Genomic DNA, 18,877 nt, shown 5'->3' on the forward strand with positions numbered 1-18,877 from the left:
ACCTTGGTCTTGAGCTCGTAGTTGACGGTCAGCAGTTCCTCGTTGATCGACTGCAGCTCTTCCTTGCTGGTCTCCAGCTCTTCGGTGGCCGAACGCAGCTCTTCATTGATGGCCTGCATTTCTTCGTTCGAAGCCTTGAGCTCTTCGCTGGAGACCTCCGATTGCTCGATGGTCTCCTGCAAGTGCAGCTTGGTACGTTGCAGCTCTTGCTCGAGATTGCTCAACATCCGGTTTTCGGTCTGGTTGGCGGCGCTGGCGAGCGAGTCCTGAGGATCGACTTCGCGTTCCTCAAAGATCACAAGGATGTATTCGTTTTCGGTCTCGTCGTCCTTGTAGGGGTGAGCGGTCAGGTCGACCAGATAGCTGCGCCGCTCACGCTCGATTCGCACTTTGCGCGAGGTCGCTGGCGTACCGGCCTGCTGCACCTGAAACAGCGTGGTGCGGATCTCCAGTCGCAGGTCCGGATGGGCCAGCGTCAGCAAGTTGCGCGACAACTCGCCCGCCACATAACGCAGGAAGCGCCCAGCACCTTCGGTGATGTGCAGGATATTGGCATTGGCATCGACGATGATGCTCGGCGGCGCGGCCTTTTCCAGGGCGCGCAAATGGATATCGGCGTAGGACGTCTTGCGTGCGGATTGGGCGACGACGGGGCTGCTGGCGATGGTCGTGCGCACGTAGCCACCGCGAGGCATGGCCGGTGCCCGTCGGGCATGGGTCAGGCCACTCTTGGCGCGGAAGATGCGGTTGCGTTTGTCCACGGGGGTGAACAGGTCCAGGCAAGCGTCAGCGGACTCGGAGGTCCCCAGGAACAGGTAGCCGCCCGGGCGCAGGGCAAAATGGAACATTTGCATGATGTCGCGTTGTACGTCGCGGTCGAGGTAAATCAGCAGGTTCCTGCAGACGATCAGGTCGATTTGCGAAAACGGCGGGTCCAGCAACAGGCTGTGCTTGGCGAACAGCACTTTCTCGCGGACTTCCTTGCGCACGCGAAAGTGCTGTTGTTCGCGGCTGAAGTACTGGCGCATGTATGACGGCGGGACGTCGGTTGCGATCGCTTCGGGATAGACGCCGTTGCGGCCGAAGGCGATGGCCCGGTCATCGATATCCGTGGCGAAGACTTGCAGCTTGGCGGGGCTCTCTTGCTGCGCCAGCTGTTCGGTCAACATCATTGCCAGGCTATAGGCTTCTTCGCCCGTCGAGCAGCCTGCCGACCAGACGCGTATCTCGTCACGCTGTGGCCCCAATGATTTGAGCAGGCTGGGTACGACGTCACGCTCCAGCGCCTGGAAGGCTTCGCGGTCGCGAAAGAAATTGGTCACGCCGATCAGCATGTCGCACAGCAGTTCCCTGGTTTCTTGCGGATGAGCCTGCAGGTACTGGTAATAGGCGGCCAGATCCGGTTGCGCGGTCACTTGCAGGCGCCGCTCGATGCGGCGCAACACCGTCGCGCGCTTGTAGTGCTTGAAGTCATGGCCAGTGCCCGCCCGAAGTTGTAGCAGTATGTCCTGCAGCCATTGTTCCGCGACGGCGGCGTCGCGCTCGCCGGGAGCCGGGCCGATACTGGCGTCAGGATCGATGGCGATGGGCAGGCGAATGGCTTGCGAGTTGCGCCACAGCTCCAGCAGCTTTTCCGGCATTTGTACCACCGGCAGCACCAGGTCGACCATCCGGGTTTCGATGGCGGCGCGAGGCATGCCGTCGAACTCGGCATCTTCGGGTGCCTGCACCAGCGTGACGCCGCCTTGTTCCTTGATTCGCGACAACCCCACCGCGCCATCAGAACCGGTGCCCGAAAGCACCAGGCAAAAGGCACGTTCCTTATGCACATCCGCCAGGTCCCTGAAGAACAGGTCGATGGCGATGCTCAAGCCAGGGTGTCGATCGGTCGAAGTCACCGACAGGTGGCCATCGCTCATTGCCAGGTGGTGCGCAGGCGGGATGACGTAGACGGTGTTCTTCTTGATATCAGTCGTTTCGGTCACCTGCAGCACCGGCATCGCAGTGACATCCTGGATGATCCGGTCGACGATGCTGTGGTGATCCGGTGACAAATGAAGAATCACCACGAAGGCCATGCCGCTGTCATCGGGCATGTGTTGAAAAAATGACTTCACGGCCTGAAGCCCGCCGGCGGAAGCGCCGATGCCTACCACAGGAAAGTCCAGGGTACTGGGGGTCAACTCTCTGCGCTGGGGGGCATCGGGTGCGTGCTTCGTGGAAGACGTCATACATTAAGGCCTTAAATGGCGACCGCAGCAGCCTGCCCACGCCAATTCAAACGGGTTCATGAAAGGGGTAAGGATAATGTGGGTAGCGCCGCATTGCGAAGCCAAACAGCGGCGCTGCTGGCACCAGCATAGATCAGGTTTAGGGGTTGTCTGGCATGGCAGCGAGCAGGCGCACTGAAAAGGTGGGGTTACGCTGGCTTTTGAAACATTGGGAGATAATGTCGTTTTCGTGATGCCCTGCGTGCAAGTGCGCTATCGATTCTGCGAGATGCTGTAGAAAATCACCGTAGATGCATGATTTAAGGCGCTTTTTTTTTCGCAGCCGACTGCGGCCAGTGTTCGAAAAACACCGTTGCAAACTTGCTTCACTCGGTCGGGATGTATATATTCCCCCCTCTGCTTCACCGCGCTACCGCCCGAATGGCGAAACTGGTAGACGCATGGGACTTAAAATCCCCCGCTCGTAAGGGCGTGCCGGTTCGATTCCGGCTTCGGGCACCATATATTTCAAGGGTTTGCGAGCGGAAGCTAAGCAAGCCCTTGTTCGTTTCTGGTCCGCAATTATTGGATTGGTCCGCAATTCACTTGGTTGGCGAGACTCGTCATTACGACGGTCGTATGCCCAAGTTGATCCCTAGCCTGCAAAATATCGCGGCTTGATTCGGCTTTGTCCGTACCGGCTTTAGCGTGCAAGTCGCGCATTTGTAACGCGGACTTTTCGACCCCGGCCCCTTCCCTGGCCAAGTCAAATCTCCCCCGTAGCACCGCTACCGACATTGGTGCGCCATCCTCTAACGATCAACCGCGTCGAGCGGACCTTGTGTTCTGACTTCCGGGACATGATTCGATCAATCAAAACCCTTAGCTCGCCAGTGATTTCAATTCGCCGCTTTGCGTTTGTATTGCCCTGCAGCACCCATATCTGACCTTCGCGAACGTCTCGCTCATCCAACAATCGAGTGTCGGTAACCCGCTGGCCAGTCAAATAGGCCTGTTTCCGTTTGCACTGCTGCATCATTGGGGTGTGATCTTGTGCTGGGATTTCGCCGGCAGGGCGGCTGAGATGGCTGGCCAATTCTTGGGCCAATTTATCGGGGAAGGGCTCAGGAATGCGGGCAACCGTTGTGGTTTGGCCCTTGAATTCAAAGGCCGATTCCCCGAATTCACCCGCCTAGACGTCATAATTAAATGTCGCGTCTACCTACGCGGAGCGCTGCGGTCGACCTTTAGCAGACTCAGAGTAAGGGGTGGCCGTTTGCGGACGTCCCAGTGGAACGAAACGAGTGATTTGAACCGATTATGAGGAGATTCACCTTCCTTAAAATGAAGAGCCCCTCCTGTTTCAGCTTTTCGCAGGCCAAGTACCACTACATTCGCATGCCATTGCAACCATACAAATTTCAGCCTGGTCAGTTTTGAAGGAGGGAGGGCACCGATCTCTATAAAGCAGAAACTCTCACCTCTTAAACACCGCCATTTTGATACACCGTCGCACTCCAATATTGGCTGCCGTTACGTTTTTGGCGAGTCCATCCATCTGCCTCCAGTTGTCTGGCGATCATTCGATTCATAAAGCCATGACCGAGCAGCAGAACCGGTCCTTCGCTGGCAAGGGACTGAAGTCGTTGAGCTGCCGTGCGGGCACGCATCCTCGCAATGCCGACGGATTCGACTCTGCGTGAGTAACCACACAACCATAAGACTCGAAGGATAAATGCCCAGGTAAACGGCGATAGCCGTGGCAGTTTCCAGTGACCATAAGGCAGTGGCGCTTCACGGAATAGCGCGTCGACGAAGGCGGGCTTCAGGCCCAGAGCCTGGACGGAAGTCAGCGCACGAGGCGCGTTGCTCGAGACAATCACCGTGGCGATTGCGGCGAGTTGCTTGCTGGCATCCGGGACGGGTTGGTCGGTAATTTCGGATCGGTCGTATTGTTCGATCCAGTCTTTCATATCGAGCGCTGACATTTTGTCGGTTGCGTCCAGCTTTGGCTGGCCGTGACGCATCAGGATTATTTTTCTGCTCACTGTCTGTTTACGTCCTTGTCCTGGTGTTTATCAAACCAACCGTGATCACGGTACCACGCCACGGTGTCGGTGATTGTTTGCTCCAGCGCCCGGAAACTTAGGTCAAGCTCTCGTTCACTCTTGCCGTGGTTGAAACAGGTGCGGTCCTTTTCTCGTACCAACAGGCGCAACGTGGCCATGCTCAGCAGAATGGGCTTGCCGGTAATACGCGCGTAGATCTCTTGCACAACTGCCAAGGTGTACAGAAAGGGCAGCGGCAGTTGTCGAACGGGTGTCTTGACGCCTGCGATACGCCCAAGAACGGGCACCAGCTCTCGCATGGTCATATGCCGACCCGCCGCGAGATAGCACTCGCCTCGCCGTCCATGTCTGGCGGCGGCAATCTGCGCCAATGCCACATCGCGGGCATCGACAACGGAGAAACTACCAGGGATCAGTCCGGGCAATTTACCGCGTACGACATCGTTGACCAACTGTCCCGAGGAGGTCGGACCAATGTCGGCAGGACCCCACATCCAGCCAGGCAGGACCATGCAGGCATGCATCTCGGGATGGACTTCCAGGAACGACAGGACGATACGGTCGGCGAGGATCTTGCTGCGGTAATAGTCATCCGCATCGGCGTCGGCCCGCAGACAGGTTTCATCAATTGACGTGCCGGGAGCGCCGTCGAGCACGGCAATGGAAGACGTATGGATGAACCGTCGTATACCAGCGCGGTAGGCCTGACCAAGCAGGTTCCGTGTACCGGACACATTAATCTTTTCGAGTTCTTCCCAGTGGCTGCCGCCCTTGTAGTTGTCGCGAAAGAACGCTGCGGTGTGGAACACCGTATCGCAGCCTTGCAGCGACACTGCGAACGCGTCGACATCGGCCATGTCACCCACCACCAGTTCCACACCCGGCAAATGCTTGAACTGTTGTTCACCTTTGGCTCTTGAACGGACCAGGGCTTTGACCACGCAGCCACGAGCGACCAATTCGCGCACCAGGTTGTTGCCCAACAAGCCGGTCGCGCCAGTGACGAATGTGTTATGCATGTGTCAACCCTCACTCTGATCGGCTAACGGCATCAACACCGCACTGTCGAAGAAGGCCTCTTCACGTATGGCCAACCCGTCTCTGAAGGTGAAGTGTGCGGCGTAGTACGCGGCAATGTGGCGTCCATGGGGTGGAATCACCCGGTCCGACAGCACTAATGGTGCAGTGAAGGTGCCGGTCAGGAGGGCGGTCAGTGCCAAACGATCGTCAGTGACGATAAAAGGGCTCAAGGTCACCTTGGCATCGGGGAACGCTTCGATTAATGCGCGCTCTCGCTTGTGCATGGTTTCGCGACCGGTTTGTATCCCCATACCATCGAAGTAGACGAAGTCTTCGGAAACCAGCGCAAGCATCGACTCCAGATCTCGGCGATTAAAGGCGCTGGCGGCGCGTTCCGCATAGTCGTTGGGGCCAGTAGTCATACAGTCCATTCCATTCTTTTCGAGGGGGTGTAGATATACCGTTGACGCCTCTGCCGAAAAACAGCGACTGCTGCATAATGGATTTGCAAATTTGCGGATCAGGGAAGATATGAAGCATGGCTTTGCAAGCAAATTGGGACGATCTTCGCCTGCTGTTGGCAGTCTCGCGACGTGGCAGCTTTCTTCAGGCCGGCCAATTGCTGGGGGGCGCTGCGTCTACTGTGGCGCGACGGCTGACCCAACTTGAAGGCGCACTTGGCGAGCCACTCGTCGAGCGGGGAGTTGAAGGATGCAGGTTGACCCCGCGAGGCCAATCCCTCGTGGACGTTGCCCTGGCTGCAGAAGCGGGCTTGAGGCGTCAAACCGTTACGGGCATGTCCGAGTTACACACAGAGCTGTCTGGCAGTGTCGTGGTCAGTGCAGGAGAGGGGTTCTCGTCTTGCGTGCTGGAGGCCGCGAGTCGCTTCACCACTCTGCATCCGCGATGCTCGGTGGAGTTGCTGGTAACAGCCGACTTTCACAAGATCGTCCGCGGCGTCGCAGACATTGCTGTACGCACGACTCATCTGGGCGAACCGTCGCTGATTTATCGCTCCATAGGCAGGCTCGCTTACGGTGTCTTCGCCGATGCAGGTTATCTGAAGCGGTTTCCAGGGCTGACTCCGGCCACTGCGGTCAATATTGGCTTGCTTCCTCCGCTGGACATGTTGCCGCAAATGCGGGTGGCAAAGGGCGCGGGGTTGGACCGCACGCAGATCACCGTGAGCTCGTTCGCGGTTCAGCTCGAATCGGTGAGGCGAGGTATGGGCGTGGCGGTGCTGCCCCGTATTCTGGCGAAGGATCTGATCGGGTTGTTCCCGGATCTCCAACTTCCAGATATGGAGGTCTATCTGGTGACCCGGCCGCAGGCATTGAAACAGGCTCACATCAAATGTTTTTTTGTCATCCTGGAGCAGGTGCTGCTTGAAGCCCTTTCCATGGAAAGTGTCGAAGGTTACCTCTTGGAGAGCGCTCCGAAATGAGCGCATAAGGCCGCTTGCAGGTTGTACGGTAATGGTGGGAAACAATCGGATCTGCAGTCTCAACCTTTGTCTGGCGAGAAAAGAGGAGGACTGTTTTTGGCCGATTTCTGCCCCTCACTGAGGAGATGAGTCGGTTTGGTTTAACGCAAAGTTTTCAGCATCGAGCCATAGACCTGCCAGAGGCAACGAAGTGGCAGTACGGTTCATCGACGTACCTACTTCGGGGCGTCGAACATTCAAAGGCTTCTTACCTTAGGTCTAAACTGATTTTTACCCGGCTGATGGAGGGATGTAGATCAGGGAGGGGGGGCTTGCTTTGGAAAAGCCGATAAGGTGTCCAGCGGCCACTGAGCCTTTTCTCCACATTGATTAGAGTGATTTCGAGGCCAAAAAATGGGTCAAAATAGGCGTTATTCGATTCCGGCTTCGGGCACCATGAATATCAAGGGCCTACCGTTTTCGCGGTAGGCCCTTTTTTGTTGGCTACGCTTTTTGCTTCTCCCGACGCCATGTCGTCACACTGCAACCAAAGCGACCCGAGAACCATCTGGAAAAGGCACTCAGGGAAGAAAAGCCCAGAAGAATGGCGACTTCTGAAAGCGGTCGCTCGCGGTTCACGACATAGCGGTTTACCAGATCGACCCGAACGTCATCGACAATGGATGAGTAGGTTTGATTGTGATGGGCGAGGTGGCGATACAGGGTCTTGCGGTCCACGCCAAGCTGCTGGGCCAGTTTTTCGGCTACGCACTCGCCCGTCGGCAATAGCGCGAAGACCAGTTTGCGCACCTTGTCAGGCATCGTCACGTCGGACTGGGCCAGTTTGGCGTCGAGGAATTCCCGGGCATGGCGCGCAATCAATGGGTCATACGACTGGATCGCTGCATCCAGATCGGTGGTGGCCAATACGATGCCGTCGAATTCGTGATTGAACCGAACCGATGGTCCAAACACATGCCGGTGCATCGCCAGATTGACTGGCGCCTGGTGCGTGAAACAGACACTGCGAGGCTTCCAGGTGGGGCCAAGCAGTTGTTTCAACGTTCGGAAAATCACGCACGTGACGAGCTCGGTGGCTTGTCTTACCGATCCCCCCATATTGTCCGTGAGTTCCTGCCTGAAAATCGCCACGCCGTTGGCTTCTTCAATGCTCAAGTCCATTGATTCGTTGGTGAGCCCGAGACGGCGTGTTAGCGATTGCCAGGCTTTGCGCAGCGTCTGCTCCTCGCGCAGGGCAATGGCCAGCGGACCGAGGTTCTCCAGCTGGCGGGTTTGGCCCATGCGCAGGCCAAAGTCTTCGATCTTCGCCGCATACGCAGAGTCTTCCAGCAAGTGCATGACCGATTTCGCCGGGATCATGATGCTTGGGTCCATCAACGCCGCATCGGTGATGCCTGCCTTGCGCAACTGTCGATAGGGGTCGAGTCCGACGGAGATCGCAACGTCGATAAAATTCGTCAGGCTTGAACTTCTAAGCAAACTCGGCATTGGAACTCCATTTTTGCCTCGAGATGTAAAAAAAATACCCCGAAATGTCAAGTCCAACACAGGCCATTCGCGGATACTTTTTCTACGAGTGGCGCTAAGCACACTGATATTGAGCGCAAACATTCGGCATTTCGTATTCGAGGAGAATCAATGTGGCACACGTTATTCGTATGAATGAAACAGGTGGTCCGGATGTTTTGCGCTGGGAAGAAATGGAGGTTGGCAATCCGGGTCCAGGGCAAGTTCGATTGCGTCATGAAGCGGTGGGCCTGAATTTTGCCGATACGTATTTCCGTTCCGGGTTGTACCCGATGCCGCTTCCCGCCGGCATGGGCGTGGAAGGCGCAGGCGTAGTCCAGGCCGTTGGCGAAGGGGTGAGTAATGTTGCGGTCGGCGATCGTGTCACCTACACCGGCTTCCTTAACACATTGGGCGCCTATAGCACTGAGCGCCTGATACCCGCGGCGCCCTTGATCAAGCTGCCCGATTCCATTTCGTGCGAAACAGCGGCGGGGATGACCATGCGCGGGCTGACGTCGTCCTATCTGATGCGTCGCATCCATGACTTCAAAGCGGGCGACACCATCCTCATGCATGCGGCGGCTGGCGGTGTTGGACTGATCGTGTCGCAGTGGGCCAAGCTACTCGGTGTGACGGTTATCGGCACCGTATCGAGCGAAGCCAAGGCCGAGATTGCGCGGGCCCATGGTTGTGACCATACGATCAACTACAGCCACGAAGACGTGGCCGCGCGGGTCCGTGAATTGACCGATGGCGTTGGCGTCAACGTGGTGATCGACAGCGTGGGGAAAGACACCTTCGACGCCTCTTTGAATTCGGTCAAGCGGCGCGGTCTGGTCGTTTGCCTGGGCTTCGCTTCCGGCCCGGTCTCGGGCTTTGATCCGCAAATCCTTGCCACCAAGGGTTCGCCTTTCCTGACCCGCCCGGCGCTGGCTGATTACATCGTCGACCCGGTGGAAAAGGCCGCACTCGCTGCGGAAATCTTCGGTCATGTTGCAGCCGGTCGCATCAATATCCCGATCAACCAGCGTTACGCGCTGCAGGACGCGGTGCAGGCCCATCGCGATCTGGAAGCGCGCAAAACCACAGGCTCCTCGATTTTTGTGATCTGAGGAGGTCGCCATGCGAGTTGAACAACTGACCTGTTCCATCGGTGCCGAGCTGATCGATGTCAATGTCGCCGACGCCATCCACGACGATGAAGTGTTCGGGCTTATCCGCGAAGCGTTGATCAAACATCGGGTGCTGTTTTTGCGTGATCAGGACATTACCCGGGCTGAGCATGCGAGCTTTGCACGCCGCTTTGGCGATCTGGAGGATCATCCGGTAGCGCCAACCGACCCCGAGGCGCCCGGCCTGGTGCAAATCTACAAGCGCCCCGACGTCCCGCTCGATCGCTACGAGAACACTTGGCATACCGATGCGACCTGGCGCCAGGCACCGCCCATGGGGGCCGTGCTGCGCTGCGTGGAGTGCCCGCCAGTCGGCGGTGACACGATGTGGGCGAATATGGTGTTGGCCTATGACAACCTGCCGGATCAGGTCAAGGCGCAGATCGGCGACCTGATTGCCAGTCATAGCATCCAGTCGAGTTTCGGTGCGGCGATGGAGCGTGAAAAACGCCATGCGCTGAAGGCCCAGTTTCCGGATGCAGAGCATCCAGTGGTGCGCATTCACCCTGAAACCGGCGAAAAGGTGCTGTTCGTCAATGCCTTTGCGACGCACTTCGTGAATTACCACACCAAGGAACGTGTGCGTTACGGACAGGACTGCAACCAGGCCGGTGGTGACCTGCTGCAATACCTGATCAGCCAGGCGTACATCCCTGAATATCAAGTGCGCTGGCGCTGGAAGAAAAACAGCATGGCCATCTGGGACAACCGCTGCACCCAGCATTACGCCGTGATGGATTACCCGCCGTGCCATCGCCAGATGGACCGCGCCACGATCATCGGTGACCGGCCGTACTGAACGGGCAGACACAGCTTTTTTCCAATCCGATCCAACTAGCTGACAGTGAGATAGAAAATGCAATTTCTAGACGATTCGCTGCACCCGGAAAACCAGGAAAAAGTAGTTATTACCGTCGCCCCGTACGGTCCCGAGTGGATGCCTGAGGATTTCCCGGAAGATATCCCTGTCACCATGGCAGAACACATCGAAAAGGCAGTCGAGTGTTACGAAGCAGGCGCCACTGTGCTGCACCTGCATGTGCGGGAACTGGATGGCAAGGGATCGAAACGCCTGTCCAAATTCAATGAGCTGATCGCCGGTGTGCGCGAGGCTGTGCCGGACATGATCATCCAGGTCGGCGGTTCGATTTCATTCGCCCCGGAAAACGATGGCCAGGCTGCCAAGTGGCTGTCCGATGACACGCGCCACATGCTGGCAGACCTTGATCCGAAACCCGACCAGGTAACGGTAGCGATCAACACCACGCAGATGAACATCATGGAGTTGCTCTATCCCGAATACATCGAGGGCACTTCGCTGGGCAATCCGCTACTCGGCGCAGCTTATAGCGAAATGACAGTGCCCGCAGGGCCGGCCTGGGTGGCAGAGCACCTGCGCCGCCTGCAGGCCTCCGGGATTCAGCCGCACTTTCAGCTAACGGGTATCCACGCGTTGGAAACCTTGCAGCGCCTGGTGCGCAAAGGCCTCTACACCGGTCCTTTGAATTTGACCTGGATCGGGGTAGGCGGAGGATTTGAAGGGCCCAATCCGTTCAACTTCATGAACTTCGTGCAGCGTGTACCGCAAGCTTGCACATTGACCGCCGAGTCTCTGCTCAAGAATGTGCTGCCGTTCAACATGATGGCATTGGCCATGGGTTTGCACCCGCGCTGCGGCAACGAAGACACCATCATTGGTCAACATGGCCAGCGCTTCGGCTCAGTGGACCAGGTCAAGCAAACCGTGCGTGTGGCTAAAGAGCTGGGCCGCGAGATTGCGACCGGCAAAGAGGCGCGCCAAATCTACCGCATCGGCACCTGGTACAAGGATGCAGACGAAACGCTCGCTGCAAACGGCATGCTGCCCAACCGCACTGCGGGCCCGATCGTCCCCTCGGCCCACGGTCGATAGTTCGCCTCAGCGTGAGCACGGGCAGTAAGGCACCAGCGCCTTCCTGCCCGGTTGTACCGATGCAGCCGTGCGCAATTCCCTTGAGTTGCGTGGATAAAAATAATGGGGGCGATATGCAGGCAGAGAAGTTTTCCATATCGGTTGCGGCGAATCCTGCGCGTGGGATTTCACGCCCGCGAGCCTATTGCTGGCTGGTATTTATCGTTATCTACGCATTGATGCTGTCCGATTACATGTCGCGACAGGCACTCAATGCAGTCTTTCCACAACTGAAGGCCGAGTGGGCCTTGAGCGATGCCCAACTTGGCCTGCTCAGCGGCATCGTCGGCCTTGCGGTGGGCTTGCTGGCTGTACCGGCCGCGTTGATGGCAGACCGCTGGGGGCGGATTAAAAGTGTGGTGATCATGGCGCTGTTCTGGAGCCTGAGCACCTTGGCCTGTGGACTGGCAGAGCACTATAACCAGTTGCTGCTGGCCCGACTGTTTGTCGGTATTGGCGAGGCCGGCTACGGCAGCGTGGGGCTTGCGATCATCTTGAGTGTATTCCCGTCTTCCATGCGTGCCACGCTGACCGGGGCCTTTACCTCCGCCGGCATGTTTGGCTCGGTACTGGGCCTGGCCTCAAGCGGCGTGATAGCGAATCACTTTGGCTGGCGCGCCGCGTTGATTGCCATGGCGGCGCTCGGGTTTCTATTGATCCTGTTCTTTGCGTTCACCGTAACTGACGCACGCATGGCGCGGCACAGGCCCCTTCAGTTGGCTGAGTCGCCGGTCGAAGGCAAATGTGTTGAAAAAATTCGATTGCGCTCACTTCTCAAGACGTTGTTTGGCGCGCCGACGCTGGTGTTCACCTATGTTGGCAGTGGCCTTCAGCTCTTCACCGCGTACACCATCATTGCCTGGATGCCCAGTTACCTGAACCGCTACTACGATTTACCCGCCGACAAGTCGGCACTGGCGGCGGCAGTGTTACTGATCGCCAGCGGGCTCGGCATGGGGCTGTGCGGCGTGTTCACTGACTGGGTGGGGCGCAAGTCGGACAAAAACAAAACGTTGCCCGCCATTTTCTACTGCCTGGGCTCCTGCCTGCTGCTGATGATCAGCATGCGCTTGCCACCCGGCACCGGACAGTTCGCGGTGATCATCGCGGGCGTTTTCTTTGCGGCTGGCACTTATGGCTCAGCGGGCGCCATCGTCACCGATCTGGTGCACGTCTCTCTTCACGGAACCGCCATCGCTACCCTGGCGCTGGCCGGCAACCTGTTGGGTGCCGCGCCAGGCCCTTACCTGACCGGGCTGCTCGCCGACAGGATCGGCCTGCTCGGCGCATTGCAATGGGTCCCGTTGGTCTCGATTGGCTCAGCACTGGCGTTTGCTTTCGCAAGGTCCCATTACCTCCACGACCTGCGCCGCCATGAATCCTCAAGTTGCCATCAATCGCGTTGAAAAAACACTTCTCACATCCCGTAAGGAAATGCAGACGATGAATCACATCCATTCAAAACCGCTCAAGGGTAAAGTCGCCGTCATCACCGGCGCTGGCCGTGGCATTGGTCGCGCCATTGCCCTGGCTTATGCGCAGGCCGGCGCCGCAGTGGTTTGCAGTGCCCGCAGCACGTCGGAAATAGCCGAGACTGTGCGCATGATCATCGAAGCAGACGGCCAGGCTGTCGCCCAGACAGTCGACGTGGGTGACTACGCCGCAGTCGCCGCCCTGTACCAGCGCGCCAGCGATGAATTCGGCGGCGTCGATATCGTGGTCGCCAACGCCGGCATCGCCATCGAGCAACGCCGGATCGAGGACAGTGACCCGGCGCAGTGGCGCAAGACCATCGACATCAACCTGACCGGCGCCTACCACACCGCTCATGCCGCCATCCCTTACCTGCGCCGGCGCGGTGCCGGGAAAATCATCATGATCGGTTCTGGCCAGCGCCACCGTGCCACCCCCGGTTTTTCGGCCTACTCCTGCTCCAAGAGCGGCATGTGGATGCTCACCCAGTCGCTCGCGGTGGAGTTGCTGGAATACAACATCAGCGTCAACGAACTGATTCCGGGGCCTGTACAGACCGAGATGACCCGTGATGCGGCGATTCCCCCGGGAGAGTGGTTCAAGACCCCGGAAGACGTGGTGTCGCTGGCCTTGTTCCTGGCAAATATGCCTGATGCAGGACCTACCGCTCAGAGTTATAGCCTTATGCGCCGGGCGATCTGATGGGCAAGACGTCGTCCTGGACCCAGTGACGACTCCAACTTAATCCATGAATGTCGCTTTAACTGAAACTCATCCTGTGAGAAGCGTTAAATGAGTGCAACTGCATTGTTTACCCGGATGGATCAAAGCACCCAGGACGACTGGGATATCATATCTGCAGAATTTAAAAACTTTGCCAGCGCTTTGCCTGATCGAATCATCGCGCACATGAATTTGCTGTCGGGTGATTTTTCCGGCTTTCCGATTGATCGCCTGGGTCACTGCCTGCAAACGGCTACGCGCGCCTATCGTGATGGTCGCGATGAAGAGTATGTGGTGTGTGCGTTACTGCATGATATCGGTGATACGTTGGGCACCTACAATCATTCCGAAGTGGCGGCGGCCATCCTCAAACCTTTTGTCAGCGAAGAAAATCACTGGATGATCCAGAACCATGGAATTTTCCAGGGTTATAACTTCTTTCACCACATTGGAATGGATCGCAACATGCGCGACATGTTCAAGGAACAGTCGAACTATGCGCGCACGGCAGAATTTATCGAATTGTACGACAGTCCCGCCTTCGATCCCGAAGGTGAAACCTTACCCTTGAGCTTCTTTGAGCCGATGTTGCGCCGTGTATTGGCCAAGCCCAGGTTGTCCCTCTATGGGCCCATGTTTGAGCGCTGAAACACCCGCCAACCCCAAAATGTAAAATTATTACCCCAAATCGTCAAAAGCGGATTTGGTTTTCTGCAGATACTTGTCCCACGTCATCCAGATACCGGAGTCATTTATGCAATTGGACGAGCAACTTGAACACGCGCCATTTGAAATGGCGCAGGCAAGCACGCGCAACTTTGCAGGCCGTGTCGTATTGATTACCGGCGCGGGCCGAGGCCTGGGGGGAACCATTGCCCGGCATTTCGCGCGGGCCGGTGCGGATGTTGTCATCTGCGATATCGACATCCCCGCCCTGGAGGAAACCCGAAAGGCTGTTGAAGCGGCGGGTGCCAACTGTTTGGCCCTGCACTGCGACATCTCCTCGAGCAGCCAGGTGGTGGCCATGTTCGCCGACATTGTCCAGCGTTTTGGCACGTTGCACATTCTGGTGAATAACGCGGCGCTGGCGCCCACCGGGGCCGCTGATGCGGTACGACGCAACAAGCACTATGCCTACATCACCACTGCGCAACCGAGGCAATCACTGGGTTTCACCAGTGAAATTACCGACGAGGAGTGGCATCGGTACTGGGATGTCAATGTGCACGGCATGTTCTATTGCACGCGCGAAGCGCTCAAGCTGATGCAGGAGCAACGCTATGGTCGCATCGTGAACCTTGCCTCCATCGCCGGGATGTCGGCAATCAGCGCGCACAGTCCTCACTACAGCGCGTCAAAGGGCGCCGTCATTGCCTTCACCAAATCGGTCGCGGCGGAAGTTGCCGGCGGCAACATCCTGGTCAATGCCTTGGCACCGGGCGGGGTGTCGACTCCCTTCTTTGAAGAGTATCTCGACTCCATCGGCGAGGAAGGCCGGCGCAGGTTCTGGCAAGTCATACCGGCGGGCAGGTTCGGGACAACCGATGAATATGCGTCCGTGGCGACATTCCTTGCAGGCGATCACTATTTCGTGGGGCAGGTCATCAGTCCCAATGGGGGAGCCGTTCTTTAAACCGTGCGAACTTGCCGTTGAGTACGACACCCCACTTCAACATCTGGACAACACTATGCGACTGGTAAGATTCGGAGAAAAGGGCAAGGAGAAGCCTGGCCTGCTCGATAGCCAGGACATCATCAGAGACCTGAGCGGTATTCTCAGCGACATCGACGCAAGTACATTCACGCCATCATCCCTGGCGCATCTACAGGATATCGATCCATCGACTCTCCCGGCCGTGGAGGGGAGTCCAAGGTTGGGGACGCCACTGCGGGTAACCGGCAAGTTCCTCGCGATCGGCTTGAATTACCGGGATCATGCACAGGAGGCCAATCTGCCGATTCCTTCGGAACCGATAGTGTTCATGAAAGCCAACTCCTGTGTCACGGGCCCCCATGATGAAATCATCCTTCCACCCGATAGTAAAAAAACCGATTGGGAAGTCGAACTCGGCATTGTTATTGGCAGCGAAGGCGCCTACCTCGAAAAAAAGGATGCATTGGCGTATGTAGCGGGCTACGTCCTGGTTAATGATGTTTCGGAAAGAGCCTATCAATTGGAACGTGGGGGCACCTGGGATAAAGGAAAGAGTTGTGACAGCTTTGGCCCGATTGGCCCATGGTTCATTACCCAAGACGAGATAGGCGACGTACAGAACTTATCCATGTGGCTGGATGTGAATGGCGTTCGCAGGCAAACAGGCAACACGGCGACGATGATTTTTGATGTACCCAGCATCGTCGCGTATATCAGCCAGTTCATGCGACTTTACCCTGGCGACATTATCACCACGGGTACGCCGCCAGGCGTTGGGATGGGTATCAAGCCCACACCGGTTTTCCTTGAAGAAAACGACATTGTTACGCTGGGTATTGAAAAACTTGGCCAGCAACGCCAGGCGTGTGTTCGCTACAAAGGTTGAGTTCAATAAGGGCGATTAACAATAGTTCCGGCGGGAAAATGCGTCATCGAAGTATTTGATGTTGTTTGGATAAAAACAAAAATAAACGGAGACAAGTCAATGCATGAACATAGCGTTTGTAGTGCGTGCCTGCGGCGAAGTCAGTTGGCTGTGGCCTGACCTTGAACAAAACTTTCTAAACATTCGCATTGCCCGGATGCCGGGCAGGAGATCTACGCAATGATGTTCGTGAAAAGTTTGATGGCGACTTCCCTGGCAATGGTTTTCACAACAGCGGTACACGCTGCAGTGTCCCCTGAACAGGTTGCCAGGCTGGGCTCCAGCCTGACGCTGGTGGGGGCCGAAAAGGCCGGTAGTGCCGATGGATCCATTCCGGCCTATAGCGGCGGCCTGACCACCGCACCGGCCAGCTTCAAGGCGGGCGATACGTTTCGTCCGGACCCCTTTGCCAGTGAAAAGCCGGTGCTGGTGATCGACGGCAAGAACCTCGCCCAGTACCAGGGCATGCTCACGGCCACCACGGCGAAGTTGATCGAGCGATTTCCCAGCTACCGCGTCGATGTTTATCCGACCCACCGCACTGTAGTACTGCCGCAGGCAGTCCTGGACAACAGTGTGAAGAACGCGTCCGGGGCCAAGTCCCTTGAAGGCGGGTTGGCCATCGACAACGTCTTGCCGGGCGTGCCGTTCCCGATTCCGCAATCGGGCGCCGAGGCCATGTGGAACTTCCTGCTGCGTTACCAGGGTGTCAATATCAATGCCAAGTACGACTCCTGGAACGTCGATTCGGCCGGTGTGGCCAGCCTGGCGACCACCGCTCAAGCGTTCATCAACTACCCGATCTACGAGAACATGTCGCAGCCGATCACCAGCTCCGACGTGTACTACCAGATGAAACTGTATTACACCGGCCCGGCGCGGCGCGCCGGTGAAGCCATCATGCTCAAGGACGCGACCAACGCCATCGAAATGCCGCGCCGCGCCTGGCAGTACCTGCCTGGCCAGCGCCGGGTGAAGCTGGCCCCGAGCCTGGCCTACGACACGCCTAACCCAGGTACGGCTGGCACCGGCACCTACGACGACGTGTTCGTGTTCAACGGCGCGCTGGATCGCTATGACTGGAAGTTGGTGGGCAAGCAGGAAATGATCGTGCCCTATAACACCTACAAACTGACCTACGCCCAGGATCCGAAGTCGCTGACGACCTCCAACCACCTGGCACCGGATATGGTGCGCTGGGAGAAACACCGCGTCTGGGTGGTGGAGGGCAACCTGAAGTCCGGCGCACGTCACGTGTACCAGAAACGCCGCTTCTATCTGGATGAAGACAGCTGGGTCGCTCTGGCCTCTGACCAGTACGATTCCCGTGGGCAGCTCTACCGTGGGTCCTTCGCCTTCCTGAGCCAGAGTTATGACAAGCAGGTTCCGGACGCCACGCCGTACATGATCTACGACCTGGTCGGCGGTTCCTACAACATCAACGGCGTGGTTGGCCCGTATGGCGGCATCCACTACATCAGTGCGCTGTCCAAGGCACAGTGGTCGCCTGAGTCCCTGGCAGGGGCGGGCATTCGCTAGGGATTCATGTGGTGAGGGGACTTATGTGGTGAGGAGATAAATCCCCTCGCCACAGGTTTCCTGTTCGCCTGGACATTTGCTCGCTGGGCTCAAGAATACGGCGTCTGCACCCGCAAGGTTATTTGAAGTGCTTCGTCATCGCCTGCTTACCGATTGCGGCTTCAATGTCTAGGTAGGTGCGCTTATCGGTCGCGCAAAGCAGCGACCGTCCATCCCTCAGCTGCATCGAAAAGGTCAGCTCGATTTCATCGTCTGCCAGTATCACGCCGGCGACAGCTCCGATCGGTCCGAGAGCCAATGCGCCGGCCAGCCCCAAGCCGACAGCGCTCGATACGTCCCGATAGGAAGATTCATTGACAACCGTGACCTCGAGTATTTCGCACGTGGTGATCTTCAGGCCTGGCCATGGATAGACGGCCGTTTGAATGGTGATGAACCCAGGTTCAAGTTCTGCAGAACCTTCAAGGAAATCCCCCGCCAGGATTTTTATTTTTGCCATGTGGTGTCCTCCCTGTATGAGCTACAAGAAAATTCAACGCTTGGCAGGGTGGTGCGTCAACACGCTCTGGACGAGCAATACCTATTGGCCGACTAGTGGCTTTGGGCGGGCTGGATCGAGTCTCGTGAATGAATGCTTCACTCAATAAGGCCGCGTATTGCAAGCCTCGTCAATGATGTCGATGAAGTCGTCATGGGATACCGGTTTACCTACATGATAATTAAACCCTGATTGCCTGGTTTTTTTCTGTTCCTCGCGGGTGGCGTAGCCCGAGAGGGCAATGGCAGGCGTGTGTTTCAGGTGGGAAATCTGGCGGATGGCCCGGATGAACTGATGGCCATCCATGACCGGCATGCCGATGTCCGAGATGATCACGTCGTAGTTGTTGTCCTTCGCCGCTTTCAGGGCTTGCACGGGATCGCTGAAGGCTTCGACATGGGCGTCTTCCATTTCCAGCAACATTTGCAGGACTTCCAAGACGTCCTTGGAGTCTTCCACCAGCAGCACTTTCTGGCCAACCAGACGCCCCTGTTCGGCGACTGTCGGCTGTTTGTCCGGCTGTTGTGAGGGCCGAGAGAGCGGCAACCGGAGGGTGAAGGTACAGCCACGACCAACGCCTTCGGACTGTACATCTACCGAACCGCCGTGGGCTTCCACCAGTTGCCGCACCAACGACAGGCCAATGCCCA

At 57.4% G+C, this 18,877-nt stretch carries 17 protein-coding genes, 1 tRNA gene and 1 pseudogene; 11 read left to right on the top strand and 8 right to left on the bottom strand.

What is annotated here, in order from left to right:
* Nucleotides 1–2,231: CheR family methyltransferase (locus QLG10_RS28425; RefSeq protein ID WP_282488403.1), on the bottom strand; the 2,231-nt coding region annotated here is incomplete at its 3' end.
* A 414-nt stretch (nt 2,232–2,645) separates the two neighbouring features.
* Between QLG10_RS28425 and QLG10_RS28430 the strand changes: the two genes are divergently transcribed.
* Nucleotides 2,646–2,732 (top strand) — tRNA-Leu (locus QLG10_RS28430).
* 60 nt (nt 2,733–2,792) lie between these two features.
* Here the strand turns inward: QLG10_RS28430 and QLG10_RS28435 are convergent.
* The 4 genes and pseudogenes from QLG10_RS28435 to QLG10_RS28450 all read right to left on the bottom strand — a co-directional run.
* Nucleotides 2,793–3,219, bottom strand: a pseudogene (locus QLG10_RS28435) (tyrosine-type recombinase/integrase); the annotation flags it as partial.
* 475 nt (nt 3,220–3,694) lie between these two features.
* Nucleotides 3,695–4,237 carry a histidine phosphatase family protein gene (locus QLG10_RS28440; RefSeq protein ID WP_080725261.1) on the bottom strand — a complete coding sequence of 181 codons (543 nt, stop codon included), beginning with the start codon at nt 4,235–4,237 and terminating at the stop codon, nt 3,695–3,697.
* Nucleotides 4,238–4,254: 17 nt separating this feature from the next.
* A complete protein-coding gene (locus tag QLG10_RS28445; RefSeq protein ID WP_020799105.1) occupies nt 4,255–5,298 on the bottom strand; it encodes an SDR family oxidoreductase in 1,044 nt (347 codons plus the stop codon).
* A gap of 3 nt (nt 5,299–5,301) precedes the next feature.
* The gene (locus QLG10_RS28450; protein ID WP_020799104.1) at nt 5,302–5,721 is read right to left on the bottom strand and encodes a nuclear transport factor 2 family protein; all 420 of its coding nucleotides are present in this window, start codon (nt 5,719–5,721) and stop codon (nt 5,302–5,304) included.
* A gap of 116 nt (nt 5,722–5,837) precedes the next feature.
* Between QLG10_RS28450 and QLG10_RS28455 the strand changes: the two genes are divergently transcribed.
* The gene (locus QLG10_RS28455; protein WP_282488404.1) at nt 5,838–6,743 is read left to right on the top strand and encodes a LysR family transcriptional regulator; all 906 of its coding nucleotides are present in this window, start codon (nt 5,838–5,840) and stop codon (nt 6,741–6,743) included.
* A 483-nt stretch (nt 6,744–7,226) separates the two neighbouring features.
* On the opposite strand, the gene QLG10_RS28460 is transcribed toward QLG10_RS28455, so the two are convergent.
* Nucleotides 7,227–8,354, bottom strand: coding sequence for an AraC family transcriptional regulator (locus QLG10_RS28460; RefSeq protein WP_223194302.1), 1,128 nt, complete (start codon nt 8,352–8,354; stop codon nt 7,227–7,229).
* Between the two features lie 29 nt (nt 8,355–8,383).
* Here QLG10_RS28460 and QLG10_RS28465 point away from each other — a divergent pair, with 29 nt between their 5' ends.
* The 9 genes from QLG10_RS28465 (at nt 8,384) to QLG10_RS28505 (ending at nt 17,689) form a co-directional block, all read left to right on the top strand.
* Complete coding sequence (locus QLG10_RS28465; protein ID WP_282488405.1) at nt 8,384–9,364, top strand: quinone oxidoreductase; 981 nt, start codon at nt 8,384–8,386, stop codon at nt 9,362–9,364.
* 10 nt (nt 9,365–9,374) lie between these two features.
* Nucleotides 9,375–10,223 (top strand): TauD/TfdA family dioxygenase, encoded by an 849-nt coding sequence (locus QLG10_RS28470; protein WP_110755236.1) that lies wholly within the window; start codon nt 9,375–9,377, stop codon nt 10,221–10,223.
* A 57-nt stretch (nt 10,224–10,280) separates the two neighbouring features.
* Nucleotides 10,281–11,336 carry a 3-keto-5-aminohexanoate cleavage protein gene (locus QLG10_RS28475; RefSeq protein WP_020799099.1) on the top strand — a complete coding sequence of 352 codons (1,056 nt, stop codon included), beginning with the start codon at nt 10,281–10,283 and terminating at the stop codon, nt 11,334–11,336.
* A 113-nt stretch (nt 11,337–11,449) separates the two neighbouring features.
* The gene (locus QLG10_RS28480) at nt 11,450–12,781 is read left to right on the top strand and encodes an MFS transporter (RefSeq protein ID WP_282488406.1); all 1,332 of its coding nucleotides are present in this window, start codon (nt 11,450–11,452) and stop codon (nt 12,779–12,781) included.
* Nucleotides 12,782–12,818: 37 nt separating this feature from the next.
* Complete coding sequence (locus QLG10_RS28485) at nt 12,819–13,550, top strand: SDR family NAD(P)-dependent oxidoreductase (protein ID WP_282488407.1); 732 nt, start codon at nt 12,819–12,821, stop codon at nt 13,548–13,550.
* A gap of 90 nt (nt 13,551–13,640) precedes the next feature.
* Complete coding sequence (locus tag QLG10_RS28490; RefSeq protein WP_282488408.1) at nt 13,641–14,219, top strand: HD domain-containing protein; 579 nt, start codon at nt 13,641–13,643, stop codon at nt 14,217–14,219.
* Nucleotides 14,220–14,325: 106 nt separating this feature from the next.
* The gene (locus tag QLG10_RS28495) at nt 14,326–15,204 is read left to right on the top strand and encodes an SDR family NAD(P)-dependent oxidoreductase (protein WP_020799095.1); all 879 of its coding nucleotides are present in this window, start codon (nt 14,326–14,328) and stop codon (nt 15,202–15,204) included.
* Between the two features lie 55 nt (nt 15,205–15,259).
* Nucleotides 15,260–16,111, top strand: coding sequence for a fumarylacetoacetate hydrolase family protein (locus QLG10_RS28500; protein WP_188265629.1), 852 nt, complete (start codon nt 15,260–15,262; stop codon nt 16,109–16,111).
* 219 nt (nt 16,112–16,330) lie between these two features.
* Nucleotides 16,331–17,689: a DUF1329 domain-containing protein gene (locus QLG10_RS28505; protein ID WP_188265628.1), complete on the top strand. Its 1,359-nt coding sequence runs from the start codon at nt 16,331–16,333 to the stop codon at nt 17,687–17,689.
* Nucleotides 17,690–17,807: 118 nt separating this feature from the next.
* Here QLG10_RS28505 and QLG10_RS28510 read toward each other — a convergent pair whose 3' ends face one another.
* Nucleotides 17,808–18,188 (bottom strand): hypothetical protein, encoded by a 381-nt coding sequence (locus QLG10_RS28510; protein WP_248678105.1) that lies wholly within the window; start codon nt 18,186–18,188, stop codon nt 17,808–17,810.
* A 141-nt stretch (nt 18,189–18,329) separates the two neighbouring features.
* On the bottom strand, nt 18,330–18,877 hold a 548-nt coding region (locus QLG10_RS28515), incomplete at its 5' end, for a response regulator (RefSeq protein ID WP_282488409.1).

Origin of the sequence: Pseudomonas sp. V98_8, from assembly GCF_029967975.1 — a bacterium.
Lineage (GTDB): Bacteria > Pseudomonadota > Gammaproteobacteria > Pseudomonadales > Pseudomonadaceae > Aquipseudomonas > Aquipseudomonas umsongensis.